The following is a 14,843-nucleotide window of genomic DNA, read 5'->3' on the forward strand; positions in this document are numbered from 1 at the left end:
AAAACGGGTATCTACTTACCAATCTGTAATACGAAATTACAGATATTTCCTGAAAATTTAGTTAATTTGTAAGCGTTGTTGCATTTAACCTATCTATTTATGAACAAAAATCTACTATTGTATTTTATTGCTGCTGTTGCCGCTACCGGCGGGCTTCTTTTTGGTTTTGACACCGGTGTTATTAACGTGGCTCTCCCCTCATTGCGGGCACAATTTAACCCAAGCCCTGAAACAGAAAGCCGGATAGTGAGCGCAGTTCTGGCCGGTGGTATGCTGGGGCCTTTTCTCAGCGGCCCCCTGACCGACATACTGGGCCGAAAAAAGATTAACATCGTGGCATCGTTGATTTTCGTAGTTGGCTCTATTATTACTGCCATGGCGCCAAGCACTCTGTTCCTCATTATCGGCCGTTTATTTCTGGGGCTTGCCATAGGTATTGTGGCCTCAACAGTACCTATGTATCTGGCAGAAATTGCCCCTACCCACATGAGAGGCCAGCTGGTAACGTTTTTTCAATTGGCTATTACCCTGGGTATATTGTTATCTTATGTGGTGGGTTTCTTCTTTGCCGAGCAGGCCGACGGCTGGCGGAATATGTTCTGGGCGGGGTTTGTGCCGGCTGCCATTTTGTTTCTGGGCATGCTTTTTGTGCCCGAAAGCCCACGCTGGCTTATTAGCAAGGGCCGCGATGCCGAGGCACTGGCTGTACTGAACCGCCTGCGCGAACCTGAACAGGCCACACAAGAGCTTACCCAAACCAAAAGAATAGTAGAAAACGAAAAACATAACAAAGCCGACTGGAAAATGCTGTTCAGCAAGCGCCTGCGTATTCCTTTATTTATTGCGGTGGGTATTTTCTTTATACAACAGTTTTCGGGTATTAATGCTATCATTTATTTTTCGACAGATATTTTCAAAAACGTATTTCCGGAGGGCAACACAGCAGCACTGGCCACAGTGGGCGTGGGTGTAACCAACTCAATAGCTACCGTGTTTGCTATTATGTTTCTTGATAAATGGGGGCGTAAACCATTACTTTATACAGGGCTTATAGGCACGGCTATTTGCTTATCTACGGTAGGGCTGGCTTTTTTTATGAAAGACTCGCTTGATGCAGGCTTGCAGCAATTCATGCTGGTAGGTGGTATTTATACTTATATTATTTTCTTTGCTATCAGCCTGGGGCCATTAGGCTGGCTGTTGATTTCAGAGATTTACCCATTAAAAATACGCGGGTTTGCTTCAAGCATGGGCAGCTTCAATCACTGGGTTTTTGATTTATGCGTGGCTTATACATTTCCTATTATGGCGGCTACTTCGCTGGGTACCAATGGCGGCATATTTGGTATTTATACCATTGTAGTGCTGCTGGGCTTGCTTTTTGCCAAGTTTGTGGTTTTTGAAACCAAAGGTATGAGCCTGGAAGACATTGAAGATAAATGGAAGTAAATATACGCCTGTAACTTTTTTACGTTATATTTTAATTGCGCTTTAATGTGAGGTATCCGGTATGGTTTTTAGGGCAATGCGACCGATTCCCGGGGGGTTTAACAAGACAAATTATTGAATTTATACTACGAACCGTTTTTTAAATTTGCAAGTGTACCCATTTAGGATTCGGTATGTTATCTAAAAAAAATACAAAATCATTGCCCAAGATTTTGCTTTTAAAAACTAGAAGCATTAATTTTGCGTCCCAAAACGAGATGTTATCGTTTTTACGCGCAACATCTTGCTTTCAAACTATCTAAATTTTAAAATACTCCATAAATGGCTAATATTGGTAAAATCTCACAGATTATCGGACCCGTGGTTGACGTGAGTTTTGAGGGAAAAGGTTCGTTTATCCCCCCTATTCTTGATGCGTTGTCGGTAGAAAAGGCGAATGGTCAAAAAGTAATCCTGGAAGTACAACAACACCTTGGCGAAGACCGCGTACGTACCATTGCAATGGACGGAACCGAAGGTTTGCAACGTGGTATGGCTGTAACGCACCTGGGTTCTCCGATTACCATGCCAACTGGCGATGCCATCAAAGGTCGTTTGTTCAATGTGGTTGGTGAGGCTATCGACGGCTTGGAGCAGGTTACTACTCCGGGTATGTCTATTCACCGTTCTGCACCTAAATTTGAAGAATTAGCAACAGCAACTGAGGTTCTTTTTACTGGTATTAAAGTAATTGACCTGCTTGCTCCATACGTAAAAGGTGGTAAAATCGGTTTGTTTGGTGGTGCGGGTGTAGGTAAAACCGTATTGATTCAGGAGTTGATTAACAATATTGCCAAAGCTTATGCCGGTCTGTCGGTATTTGCCGGTGTAGGTGAGCGTACCCGTGAAGGAAATGACCTTCTTCGTGAGATGATTGAGTCTGGTATCGTAAAATACGGTGAGGCTTTCAAACACTCAATGGAAGAAGGTGGCTGGGACCTGAGCGTAGTTGATAAAGAAGCTTTGAAAGAATCTCAGGCAACCTTTATCTTCGGTCAGATGAACGAGCCTCCTGGAGCACGTGCACGTGTTGCCTTGTCTGGTCTTACTGTTGCTGAGCACTTCCGCGATGGCGACGGCGAAGGCAAAGGTCGTGATATCCTTTTCTTTATTGATAACATTTTCCGCTTTACACAGGCCGGTTCTGAGGTATCAGCACTTTTGGGTCGTATGCCTTCAGCGGTAGGTTATCAGCCAACTCTGGCAACAGAGATGGGTAATATGCAAGAGCGTATTGCTTCAACCAAACGTGGTTCTATTACTTCAGTACAAGCGGTTTATGTACCTGCCGATGACTTGACTGACCCTGCTCCTGCCACAACATTTACCCACTTGGATGCTACCACGGTATTGAGCCGTAAAATTGCCGAGCTAGGTATCTATCCTGCGGTAGACCCTCTTGATTCTTCTTCACGTATTCTTTCTGCTGCTGTATTGGGCGATGCGCACTACAACACTGCTCAACGTGTAAAAAACATTTTGCAACGTTATAAAGAACTACAGGATATCATCGCAATCCTTGGTCTGGAAGAGTTATCAGAAGAAGATAAACTGGTTGTATCTCGTGCGCGTCGTGTGCAACGTTTCTTGTCACAACCGTTCTTCGTGGCTGAACAGTTTACAGGTTTAAAAGGGGTATTGGTTGATATCAACGATACCATCAAAGGCTTTAACCAGATTATGGATGGCGCCTATGACAACCTTCCTGAAGCCGCTTTCAACCTTGTTGGAACCATTGAAGATGCCGTTGCGAAAGGTGAAAGATTAATTGCAGAAGCGAACAAACAATAACAATGAACTTAGAAATAATTACCCCCGATAAAAAAGTATATACTGGCGAAGTAAACGCTGTTTCTTTCCCTGGTAGCGAAGGTCGTTTTCAGGTTTTGAAAGACCATGCTCCGCTTGTCAGTACACTTGCCAAAGGTGATTTGGTGATCGAAGCAAATGGTAAAAAAGAAACATTTGTGGTAGATGGTGGCGTGGTAGAAGTAGTAAAAAACAAAATTCTGGTACTTGCTGAAGCAGTAGCTTAATTTTTCAGATATGCTTGAAAGAGGCCTGGACATCCAGGCCTCTTTTGTTTTTTAGCAGATTGTGAGTACTTTTACCGTGAAAGTTTAGTGATTTAGTAAATGAGCAATTGCGTGATTTGTCATTCTCACATCAGGAATCAGAGAATACGTATCTTAGGTGTTGGTTGCCAAAATTACACGCATGTGTAAAATTTAGCACAATTATTTTCTATTAAAGATTGGGGTTAATAGCTGTAGAGTGGTGTAATCATACATTCACTAAATCACTCACTCACCAAATTCTTCAATATGCTCATAGATAACCACGGCAGGCCTATCAATTATCTGAGGCTGGCAGTTACAGACCGCTGTAACCTGCGTTGCTTTTATTGTATGCCTGAAGAAGGCATACAGTATCTGCCTAAACCTCATTTGTTGAGCTATGAAGAAATGCTACGGCTGGTGGGTATTCTGGCAGAAATGGGCATCAGTAAAGTGCGTATTACAGGGGGTGAACCTTTTCTGAGAAGAGACCTTATGCCGTTTCTATGGAAGTTGTCTGAGATTGAAGGAATCAATAAAATCAATATTACTACTAATGGTGTGCTAACGGCTCCGTTAGTACCTGAACTAAAAAAACTGGGTGTCAATTCGGTTAATCTGAGCCTGGACTCGCTTGACCGCCAACGGTTTTTTGAAATTACACGCCGCGACGAATTTACTAAAGTGTGGCAGACGCTGGAGGCTCTTCTGGAGCATGAGATTCCGGTAAAAATTAATACAGTGGTAATGTCTGGCAAAAATGATGAGGATATTCTATCAATGGTTGAGCTGGCACGAAACAAAAGTGTATCTGTCAGGTTTATTGAAGAAATGCCCTTTAATGGAGCCGGGCTGCGCCCTGAACAGATTCAGGATTTCTGGAGTTATGGAAAAATAATGGATTTAATCCGATTGGCACATCCTGACATATACCGGATGGCTGACGAACCGAACTCAACCTCATACAATTACCGGATTCCGAACTTTAAAGGATCCATTGGTGTTATTGCTGCTTTCAGCCGTACTTTTTGCGGCACCTGTAATCGTATCAGGGTAACTCCTACCGGGGTATTTAAAACCTGCCTGTATGACGATGGCGTTTTTAACGTACGAGATATGATGCGGCAGAAACTTTCTGACAGTGAAATGAAGTTATTAATCAGTGAAGCGCTACAGAAGCGGGCTGCTGATGGCTTTGAAGCAGAAAAGAACAGGAAAAGCCTGGTGTCTGAATCAATGACCACCATTGGAGGATAAAATATTCAGTTTTATAATTATTAATTTTTTAAACGGGTCGCCGTAACGATAACTATTATGTTAAAGGCAGAAATGATTACCGATAAGGGTACTATGCTTATCGAATTTTACGAAGAAGATGCTCCTATTGCAGTTAATAATTTTGTAACGCTTGCAAAGAAAGGATTTTACGATGGCTTGAAATTTCACCGCGTTATTCCTGATTTCATGATTCAGGGCGGTGACCCAACCGGCACAGGTGCAGGTGGCCCCGGTTATACCATTCAATGCGAGTTGACAGGCAATAACCAATACCACGACAGAGGCGTACTTTCAATGGCGCACAGAGGCCGTAACACGGGCGGTTCGCAATTCTTTATTTGCCACAACCGTTCTAACACGCAACATCTTGACCGTAACCATACCTGCTTCGGCAAAGTAGTTGATGGCCTTGAAGTAATTGATGCGATTCGCCAGGGAGATAAAATCCAGAAAATCAACATTACCGAAACAGAAGCTTAAGTCATAAATTTTTTGTTAAAAACTGCTCGTTCTGTAATATTTCCGGGCAGTTTTTTGTTTACCATACAAAGCAAGTACCAACAACAAACACCCTATGCAAGAAAGTAACACATTGATTGGATTTCTACTGACCGCCTTTCTGGCAGGTTTCGCATCAATATTCATGCCGTGTATATATCCAATAATGCCAATGACCGTCAGCTTTTTTACCAAGCAGTCGCAAGGTACTGGTAAGGCCACATTCTATGGTTTATCTATCATGTTTGTATTTGCCATTATCGGCCTGGTAGCTACCCTATTTGGCGCCCCGTTTCTGAATTTCATTAGCACACACTGGGCACCAAATCTGATATTCTTTGTCATATTTGTTATTTTCGGCATTTCGTTATTAGGGGCGTTTGAAATTGTATTGCCTCACGGTATGGTGAACAACATTGACCGGATGTCTGAAAAAGGTGGTTTGCTGGGTATATTCTTTATGGCTTTAACACTGGTGGTGGTTTCTTTCTCGTGTACAGCTCCGTTTGTTGGTTCTTTATTGATACTTGCAGCCAAAGGCGAGGTATGGCGCCCTTTGTGGGGTATGCTGGCTTTTGGTTTACCTTTCGGTTTGGTCTTTACTTCTCTGGCGCTGTTTCCGCAATGGTTGAAAAGCCTGCCGAAGTCTGGCGGCTGGATGAACGAAATGAAAGCTGTTTTCGGTATTCTTGAATTTGCACTGGCCTTGAAATTCCTGTCGAATATCGATTTAACCTACCATTTCAATCTGATATCGCGCAATCTGTTCCTTATTGTCTGGATTATCATTTTCATTGCCATCGGCCTTTATATATTAGGTGTTATCCGCTTGCCTAAAGATAGCAAGGTTGGCAAGTATAGTTTTCAGCGTGTGGGCTTTGCCATTCTGTTTTTTGCATTTGCGGCCTACATGGTGCCTGGTGTTGTAAAAGGAAAAGAACTAAGCCTGTTGTCTGGCCTTTTGCCTCCTAAAACGTTAAACACTGCCCCTATTGATGGTTCAAAGCTGCGTGCCCTACCGCATGACTTACAGGGCTTCTATGATTATGACGATGCCCTAGCCTATGCCAAAGAAGTAAACAAACCACTGTTTATTGACTTTACCGGCTATGCCTGCGCCAACTGCCGTAAGATGGAAGAAAACGTATGGCCAAAGCCGGAGGTATTAGAAAGACTAAAAAATGAGTTTGTGATAGCATCTTTATATGTAGACGATAAAAAGGCGCTGCCTAAAGAAAAACAATATACCTCTAAATATGACGAGGAACTGAAAGAAACAATTGGTGATAAAAATATGGATCTTGAAATTGTGAAATACAATAACAATGCGCAGCCGTATTATGTAATTGAAGACACCAACGGAAAACTGATTGTGAAACAACCGATAGGCTATAGTTCTACTGCAGACTTCATTAAGTTTTTAGACGAAGGAATTAACAATTTCAAGAAATAAGGTCATCTGTTTGCACATTGAACAAATGTGCAACTTCAGCCTCTACAAATTTAGCCTTGTGGCGAATGGCTCTTTTCAGCATTCGCATGTATTCTGCCTTACTGATTTCTATGGCGCCGAAACGCTTCACGTTGTCGTTGATAAACTGTGTGTCAAGCAATTCGAAATCCTGTTTTTTGAGTAGCTCCATCAACGCGTGAAAAGCAACCTTTGATGCATTTGGCTCAGTATAAAACATTGATTCGCCAAAAAAAGCAGCACCTATGGCTACGCCATATACCCCCCCTACCAGTTGCTCACCCAGGTATGCTTCAACACTATGCGCAAAGCCCATCTGATGCAGGTTTGTATAGGCATTGATTATTTCTTCTGAAATCCAGGTGTCGTCAGAATCCCGGCGCGGCTGAGAACAAGCCACCATTACTGCCCTGAAATTGTAGTTGATACGAATCTCAAAAATCTGCTTATTAAGAAAAGGCCTGAGCGATTTAGCGGGTTTATAGGTGTCTATCGGAATAATGGCCCGAGGGTCTGGTGAATACCAGTATAGTGTGCCGTCGGAGTCGGCCATCGGAAAAATACCATTTATATACCCATAAATAAGATCGTCAGCAGAAAGTGGACTCATTGAGTTTTTTGAAATACACTAAGCAAATATAGAAACAAAATCGAAACCAGCAACAACGCTTTCATTCTTGCCTAGTTCTTTTTCAACCTCGGCGACTCAAAAACTACCTTGCCGCGTTCGTCATATTCTCTGATTACGTAAGATTCAAACTTCGTATCGAAACAGTCTCTACCATATTGTACTTCCTTTTTACGACGATTACCCGTTGGATAATACTCTACCCACTGCCCTACTTTCACGCTATCATCCATCATTCCCTGTTCAGCCAATGTTCCGTTTTCATTGAAAAGAAAATACTCGCCGCTCACTTTATTGTAGTTTACGGGTATTACCTCTTTTATCTTCTGCTGCGAGCCATCAAAATAACTGATGCGGGCGTCTCGGGCAAACCCTCTTTCATAATACTCTTTATTAACCAGATTATTGTTTTTGTCATACAACTCCCACCGGCCGTGCTTTGTACCCATATAGTACCAGCCTTCTTCTAACAGTAAATCGCCCTGGTATCTTTTGTAAGGCCCGTGCATGAGGTCGTTTTTGGTTTTGTCACGACCTAAACCCTCCACTATGCGATTGGCTTTGTGGTCAAACCAGTACAAATGCCGGCTATAATTGTCTGGCTGTTTATATTCCTGCAAAGTATAAAACTCTATATAAGTTGGTGAGCTGCTACTCCCCTGGCTGATGGTCTGCTTCTTCACTTTTATGCCTTCGTAATCGCGGCCGTTAAACTCTCTTCTGTAGCTTTTCAGTTCTTTTTTAAGCTTTTTAACACCCTTAGATATTTTCAGGCCCAGGTCTGGCAAGGTTTCGGTAGCTAGTTTACGGGCATCTTCAGCATTTGAGATACTGAAATTGGCAGCTGGTAAAGCTGCACTCTGGGTGCCCAATGCAGAGGTTGCCCCAGCCGAACCGGATACACCTCCGGAAACCTTAGGGCCGCTTATTTCAACAGCATCTTTTATTATGTCTTTTGCCGATCTCCTTTTTGCTGTGGGTACAGCACCGGGTGTCTGCGCTGCTGCGTCAAGACCCATAAGCATACCGGCACAAACTATAATAAGGGGTAGAAATCTCATTTTATAAACACTTTTATACTTCTTTATAGAAACGAATGCTTCAAAGAAAAATTTTATTGCCACTAATAAGGCCACAGTAAAATTAACAGGTTTGTTAACGCGTTCAACCAAAACACAAAAAAAAGCAGAAGCACATGCCTCTGCTTTTTATCACTACACTTACCTAAACCCTAAAACTCCATGGGAACACTAACACTAGTGGTATCCCAGGCGATGGTTAAAACCTTATCATCAGTAGTGATTGTTAGCTTTTCTACCGGTTGCGACAATGCTTTTACAGGTACTGTTACTTCTACTACGTTCTTGTCTTTGATTTTGTCGTAGCCATAAGCACCCCATTGTTTCAACTCACTATTCAATATGATTGTCCACTCTTTTTCTCCTAATTTAGAAAAAAGCGTATATGTTCCTGCTTTTACCGGTTTACCTCCAAATTTTACATTTTTATGAAACGTAATCTCGGTTGCTTCATCTGCTCCTGTTCTCCATATTGTTCCATATTTCTCAAGACCTCCAAAAATGGTACGTCCTTTTTTTGATGGTTGGCCATAAGTAACTTTTACATTTTTACTTTCTGCCGTAACATGTGGGCTGGCTCTTTTTTCCTGAGCAAAAACTAGAGAGGTGATACTAAACAAAAAAGATAATAAGAATACTGATTTTTTCATGGTTAATAAAATAGTTATGGTATATGGGTATTAACGAAAAAACACCTGGTTTAGTTTAACAATATTTTGAAATTATTCTTTCGTTTTCTCGGCAAATATCTTAGCCATTTCACGCGGATTTGTGGGTGTTGCATTAATTATATCCGACTCCACCAGCCCGTCTCTTAAACGCACAATGCGGTGCGCATATTTGGCAATGTCTTCTTCGTGGGTTACCATTACAATGGTGTTTCCCTTTGAATAGAGTTGGTCAAACAATTCCATAATTTCGTAAGACGTCTTGGTATCAAGGTTACCAGTAGGCTCATCGGCCAGCAATATACTGGGGTCGTTTACAAGCGCCCGGGCAATGGCCACACGCTGGCGCTGCCCACCAGACAACTCATTAGGTTTATGGTGCGCGCGGTTCTCAAGACCTACGTTTTTTAACGTCTGCATGGCCTTTTCTGTCCGCTGCGACTTCGTATAGCCAGCATAAATCAGCGGTAGGGCCACATTTTCTAAAGCAGATTGACGAGGCAAAAGGTTGAACGTCTGGAAAACGAAGCCAATCTCTTTGTTTCTGACCTCGGCCAGTTCGTTCTCACTCATGCGGCTTACATCATGATTATTCAACACATAACGGCCGGCTGTTGGCGAATCGAGACAACCTATAATATTCATCAACGTAGACTTACCGGAGCCTGACGGCCCCATAAACGCTACATATTCTCCTCTTTCTACAGAAATGGTAACCGACTTCAGGGCATCGATTATTTCGCTACCCATAATGTAGCGTTTAGAAATATTGGTAGTCTCAATTATTTTCATTTGCAATTATGAATGAGTGAGTTCGGGCTAATAAGAGGTAGTTTGCAAACCTCCGTTTTCATTTCAAATATATTCTTTCATTCAAAACCAACCTTGTTTTTTTCCATCAATGCTTTTTGGGCTTGATAGGTGGAAAGAAACGCTTGATAATCGGTAGGACTCAATAAAGCCCGAAGCTTTTCAAGGCCGTCTATGGCGTAATTCTCCACTCCTATTTTCAAAGATTGCTGTACATACAGCTTCCAAAGTGCCGCATTTTCGTCGTTCAGCTGCAGTGCGTTAAATATAAACAGGTAGGCATCCCCCGGCTTTTTTAGCCTGATATTGTAGAATTCTGTAACCCGGGCTATCACCAGGGGGTTTAGCGGATTAGCAGCAAGCGCCTTATCAAAATCATTTTTGGTTCTGGCATTTTCCAAAGCTTCCTCGGCCTGGGTTTCCTGATATTCGGCCAGTATTGCCCGGTAGCCCTGCTTTTGCAATACCTCTGCCGATGCCCTGTCACCTGCTATTAATAAATGTCTTTCGGCCTTATCAAATATCCCTTGCTGCAAATACCACATACCAGCAACCTGATTGTACAACCTCTTTTTGCTTGTTGAGTCATTAGCCAGAATGGTAAGCTGTTTCAAACCCTCCAGTTTATTTTCTCTATAGTAATTCTGCGATGCAATGGCAAACTCAAGATCTTCATAAAAACTTTGGTTGCCCTCTTTCTGCTGAATCTTTTTTAAAACCCGGGCGGTGTATGGGGCTTGCAAATCTTTGCCGGCAGTACAATTGTAAATTAAAGCAAACTGGCTTACGTTCAGCACCGAGTCTGTTCTTAATTGTATTGAGCCAGGTGGTGTATTTTTGTTTATTTCATACGCTGTGAGATTTGCATGTAGCGCATCGTCTTTACTCTTGCCCGCATCTATGCGATTCTCAGAAGCCTCGCTTTTCTTGTATTTCATTTGAAACGCCAACAGGTTGGCCTCTGCCAAATCGCAGTCAGTACAATTTTCTCTGGCTAGTGTCAGGTAGTGCTGCGTTGAGTCGGTCACTTTTGTTTTTTCATATAACCATGCCAGGTTGGTCAGCAATGGTTGGTTATCCGGAAATCGCCTTACCCCTTCCTGCAAAGTAAAGAGGGCATCAAAAAACATATCTTTCTCTTGCAGAATTTTACTCAACCCTGCGTATGCATACGGGCTGGGGTTTTTCTCTAAAGCACTTTTCAGAAATGCCCCGGTATTCTCTTTATCATTCACTGCCATTGCCAGAGAAGCCAATCCGTAGTTCGACTGATGATTCAGGATATCAGCATGAAGCGCCTCTTTATAAAATGCCTCGGCATATACGCCATCGTTATCGGTTTTGTAGTAATTGGCAATGGTATTGTAATAACCGGCCGTGGCTTGATAATAAATATAAAAGTTTTTTAAAGAGAACAATGTAACCATACCTACGATAGCCCCTAAACGAAAAAGCGAAAGTTCGAGAAACTGAGGCTTGTAAAGAATACGATGCACAGGTAAGCCTTTTTGCATGGCCTGAATAAAATTAAGAACAACATACAATGCAAAGGCTAAACCCATTACCAGATGCGCCGCTACAATAAATTTCTGAAAGGCTTCCATTAACGGGTCATTGCCCGAAGCGAACACAAAGGCAATTGTTGCGGTGGTAATTATACCTAAGCCCAGATACAACCAGGCACCTATGTTTCTAAAATGAAAAGTATCTGACTCTTCTGTTACACATCTGAAACCCCAGATACCTAACAGCAAAGAGCTGACATATAACACTATCGGGCTTATGGGTAGAACGTTCCAGTCAATGTATCTGTTACGCTCTAAAAACATCAGTAACACATTAAGCAGGTAAATGCTTGAAACAATCAGGAATTGGCTCAAAGAACTCTTACCCTTTACGCCAGCGTTGGAAACAACCCACACCAGTGATGCCACAATTTCATGTGATACCAAGAGAATAAACAACACACTTAAAACAATGGCCGACACAAGCCCGTAAGAGGCAACTGCCAACCAAGGATGGTTTATTTTTGAGAAACCAGTTATAAGCACCCCCCCTACAATACTTAGCAGCAAAAAAGAAGAAAGTCTGGTTAAGAAACCTGCACTTTTATTAAAATTATTGAAATAAAAAGCCACACCTGCAAAGCCGGCAAAGGCAATAAGAAAAGCCGCCTGATTGGTGAGATTAAAAACGTTTTCAAGATGAAACGTAACCAATATACCTGCCAGCAGCACCATGCCACCTAAAAACCAGTATCTGGGCATGGCAGATACCGATGCCAGCAGTAAGTTGAGGCCAATAAGATACAAACCTATAAAGCCGTAAGCCGCCAGGGTATTGGTTTGCATCATAGAAGCAATAAAGCGTTCTTTTACCAGATACGCATTGCCGTTGATTGTAAACTTCAGCTGGCCGTCAGAGAAACTGTCTGATATTTTTGCGACTTCGTCCAATTCGCTCAGAATATCCCAGTGTATTACGTTGTCAATACCATAATAGGTATACCACGCCATTGCCGCTACAGAAAAAAACAATACCACCAAAATCGCCCAAAAGATACTTTTCTCAGGTTTAGACCAGTTTTGCCAAAAAAACCAATGATACATAAATGCTTAATGTTTTCTACCTGAAGGCCTGTTTGTCAACAGGTTATTCACATGTACCGATAAATATTTGCGCTGTGAAGATAACGCAAAAACATTGTTTGATTATATTTGCGCATCCAAAAAACCGAGATATTAATCATGACACTGCATAAAGAGGGAACAGGAACAATTTCTTTAACAATAATTGCTTTCGTAATACTTAACGGATTAGTAAGATACTTTGCTCCTGACAATTCTCTTGTTCATCAAATAGCGCTGGGTGTAAGTCTGGTGTTCTTTATTATCATTGTTCAGTTTTTCCGTAAGCCTACACGCAATACTACTAAAAACAGCAAGCATATAATTGCCCCTGCCGACGGCAAAGTGGTTGTGATTGAAGAGGTGGTGGAAACAGAGTATTTTAAGGAGCCTCGCCGACAGGTTTCCATTTTTATGTCACCTATCAACGTGCATATTAACTTTAACCCTATTTCGGGCATTGTAACTTATTTCAAGTATCATCCCGGCAAATATCTGTTTGCCTGGCATCCGAAATCAAGTACTGAAAACGAAAGAACTACCATTGTAGTAAAACATAGCAACGGTACCGAAGTGCTTTTCAGGCAGATAGCCGGTGCATTGGCGCGCAGGTTGTGCTGGTATGTACAGGAAGGCAAAAACGTAGAGCAGGGCACTGAGTTCGGGTTTATTAAGTTTGGTTCAAGAATTGATATTTTTCTGCCTTTAGATGCCAAAATTCTGGTAAATATTGATGACCGCCCGGTAGGTGGAGAAACCGTTATTGCCGAATTACCTTAACCTATTCTGTATTCATAACTTCTGCCCAGCATGGCTCAACACAATGATACCGGTAACAAAGCAGAAGAAATGGCCGCCGGTTTCTTAATAAAAAACGGGTATGAGATACTTGACCGCAACTATGTATTTGGCAAGGGCGAAATAGATATTATTGCAACCAAAGACAACTGGCTGGTGTTTGTTGAAGTGCGGGCCCGCTCTGAGGTTTTGCATGGGTATCCTGAGCAAACCATTTCAAAGGCCAAAGCAGGGCTCATTATAAAAACAGCCGAAAACTACGTTTATCAGAAAAACTGGCGAGGCAAAATACGGTTTGACATCATTGCTATTATTGTCGGGCAGCACTTCGAAATCCGCCAGTTTGAAGACGTTTTCTTTTAAAACAACTCTCCCATTTTGTATTTAGGCAGAATATTCAGATGCTTATAGGCTTTTTCTGTTGCTTCTCTGCCCCTAGCGGTGCGTTTCAGGTATCCTTCCTGAATCAGGAAAGGCTCGTAAACTTCTTCAATTGTTTCGGCCTCCTCTCCTACTGCCGTTGCAATGGTTGATAAACCAACCGGCCCGCCTTTAAATTTATCTATAATCGTCTGCAAGATTCTGTTATCCATTTCATCCAAACCATCCTGGTCTACATCCAAGGCTGTTAAAGCCATTTCTGCAATGGCAAGGTTTATTTTGCCATCGCCTTTTACCTGAGCAAAATCACGGGTGCGTCTCAACAAATTATTGGCAATACGCGGGGTTCCCCTGCTTCTGCGGGCAATCTCAAATGCGCCATCTTCACTGATTGGCGTTTTTAATATATACGACGAACGCTTGATAATCTTACAAAGTAACTGAGAGTCGTAGTATTCCAGCCTTGAATTGATACCAAACCTGGCGCGGAGTGGCGAGGTGAGCAATCCGGCTCTGGTGGTAGCGCCTATCAAGGTAAACGGATTCAGGCCAATCTGTACGCTGCGGGCGTTGGGGCCGGTATCAAGCATGATGTCAATGCGGTAATCTTCCATTGCTGAATATAGATACTCTTCCACAATGGGATTCAGCCGGTGGATTTCATCAATGAAAAGCACATCAAATGGCTCAAGATTGGTCAGCAGGCCAGCCAGGTCGCTTGGTTTGTCAAGCACCGGGCCTGAGGTTATTTTAATATTAGTACCCAGCTCATTAGAGATAATGTACGATAACGTGGTTTTACCCAACCCCGGAGGGCCGTGCAACAACACATGGTCGAGCGCTTCTTTTCTTTGTTTGGCAGCCAGAACAAAGACTTTTAAGTTCTCAAGAATTTTATCCTGCCCTGTAAAATCATCAAACGAAAGAGGCCGCAGCGCTTTTTCTATTTCCTTTTCAACCGGCGAAAGCCCCTCGCTCTCGCCTTTTATATAATCTTTTCGCATGAAATCTCTGAGAAATGCTCTCTTTTATACAACCAAATATACGATATTTCAGGGGG

At 42.4% G+C, this 14,843-nt stretch carries 14 protein-coding genes; 8 read left to right on the forward strand and 6 right to left on the reverse strand.

Going from position 1 to position 14,843, the window contains the following annotated elements:
• Window positions 1–99: 99 nt before the first annotated feature.
• The 6 genes from NZ848_RS07140 (at window position 100) to NZ848_RS07165 (ending at window position 6,774) form a co-directional block, all read left to right on the forward strand.
• A complete protein-coding gene (locus NZ848_RS07140) occupies window positions 100–1,449 on the forward strand; it encodes a sugar porter family MFS transporter (RefSeq protein ID WP_259014936.1) in 1,350 nt (449 codons plus the stop codon).
• Window positions 1,450–1,770: 321 nt separating this feature from the next.
• Window positions 1,771–3,279, forward strand: coding sequence for a F0F1 ATP synthase subunit beta (gene atpD / locus NZ848_RS07145; RefSeq protein WP_253531820.1), 1,509 nt, complete (start codon window positions 1,771–1,773; stop codon window positions 3,277–3,279).
• A 2-nt stretch (window positions 3,280–3,281) separates the two neighbouring features.
• The gene (gene atpC, locus NZ848_RS07150) at window positions 3,282–3,524 is read left to right on the forward strand and encodes an ATP synthase F1 subunit epsilon (protein WP_101724931.1); all 243 of its coding nucleotides are present in this window, start codon (window positions 3,282–3,284) and stop codon (window positions 3,522–3,524) included.
• 288 nt (window positions 3,525–3,812) lie between these two features.
• Window positions 3,813–4,802 (forward strand): GTP 3',8-cyclase MoaA, encoded by a 990-nt coding sequence (gene moaA, locus NZ848_RS07155; protein WP_259014937.1) that lies wholly within the window; start codon window positions 3,813–3,815, stop codon window positions 4,800–4,802.
• 57 nt (window positions 4,803–4,859) lie between these two features.
• On the forward strand, window positions 4,860–5,303 hold the full coding sequence (locus tag NZ848_RS07160) for a peptidylprolyl isomerase (protein WP_101724929.1): 444 nt from the start codon (window positions 4,860–4,862) through the stop codon (window positions 5,301–5,303).
• A 94-nt stretch (window positions 5,304–5,397) separates the two neighbouring features.
• A complete protein-coding gene (locus tag NZ848_RS07165) occupies window positions 5,398–6,774 on the forward strand; it encodes a protein-disulfide reductase DsbD family protein (protein ID WP_259014938.1) in 1,377 nt (458 codons plus the stop codon).
• Here NZ848_RS07165 and aat read toward each other — a convergent pair.
• From aat to NZ848_RS07190, 5 genes are all read right to left on the reverse strand, one after another.
• Entirely contained in the window at window positions 6,764–7,402 is a 639-nt protein-coding gene (gene aat / locus NZ848_RS07170) for a leucyl/phenylalanyl-tRNA--protein transferase (RefSeq protein WP_253531813.1), read from the reverse strand. The genes NZ848_RS07165 and aat overlap by 11 nt on opposite strands.
• A 71-nt stretch (window positions 7,403–7,473) precedes the next feature.
• Window positions 7,474–8,481, reverse strand: a complete 1,008-nt coding sequence (locus tag NZ848_RS07175; RefSeq protein ID WP_259014939.1) for a toxin-antitoxin system YwqK family antitoxin — start codon at window positions 8,479–8,481, stop codon at window positions 7,474–7,476.
• Window positions 8,482–8,651: 170 nt separating this feature from the next.
• Window positions 8,652–9,149, reverse strand: coding sequence for a DUF2911 domain-containing protein (locus tag NZ848_RS07180; protein ID WP_259014940.1), 498 nt, complete (start codon window positions 9,147–9,149; stop codon window positions 8,652–8,654).
• Between the two features lie 72 nt (window positions 9,150–9,221).
• Window positions 9,222–9,959, reverse strand: coding sequence for an ABC transporter ATP-binding protein (locus NZ848_RS07185; protein WP_101724924.1), 738 nt, complete (start codon window positions 9,957–9,959; stop codon window positions 9,222–9,224).
• A gap of 77 nt (window positions 9,960–10,036) precedes the next feature.
• Window positions 10,037–12,586: a tetratricopeptide repeat protein gene (locus NZ848_RS07190; RefSeq protein ID WP_259014941.1), complete on the reverse strand. Its 2,550-nt coding sequence runs from the start codon at window positions 12,584–12,586 to the stop codon at window positions 10,037–10,039.
• Window positions 12,587–12,724: 138 nt separating this feature from the next.
• Here NZ848_RS07190 and NZ848_RS07195 point away from each other — a divergent pair, with 138 nt between their 5' ends.
• Window positions 12,725–13,384, forward strand: coding sequence for a phosphatidylserine decarboxylase family protein (locus NZ848_RS07195; protein WP_259014942.1), 660 nt, complete (start codon window positions 12,725–12,727; stop codon window positions 13,382–13,384).
• 30 nt (window positions 13,385–13,414) lie between these two features.
• Complete coding sequence (locus tag NZ848_RS07200; RefSeq protein WP_259014943.1) at window positions 13,415–13,765, forward strand: YraN family protein; 351 nt, start codon at window positions 13,415–13,417, stop codon at window positions 13,763–13,765.
• Here NZ848_RS07200 and ruvB read toward each other — a convergent pair.
• Complete coding sequence (gene ruvB / locus NZ848_RS07205) at window positions 13,762–14,787, reverse strand: Holliday junction branch migration DNA helicase RuvB (RefSeq protein ID WP_259014944.1); 1,026 nt, start codon at window positions 14,785–14,787, stop codon at window positions 13,762–13,764. The genes NZ848_RS07200 and ruvB overlap by 4 nt on opposite strands.
• Window positions 14,788–14,843: the final 56 nt, after the last annotated feature.

The organism is Emticicia fluvialis (genome assembly GCF_024793945.1).
In the GTDB taxonomy this organism is placed as follows: Bacteria; Bacteroidota; Bacteroidia; order Cytophagales; family Spirosomataceae; genus Emticicia; species Emticicia fluvialis.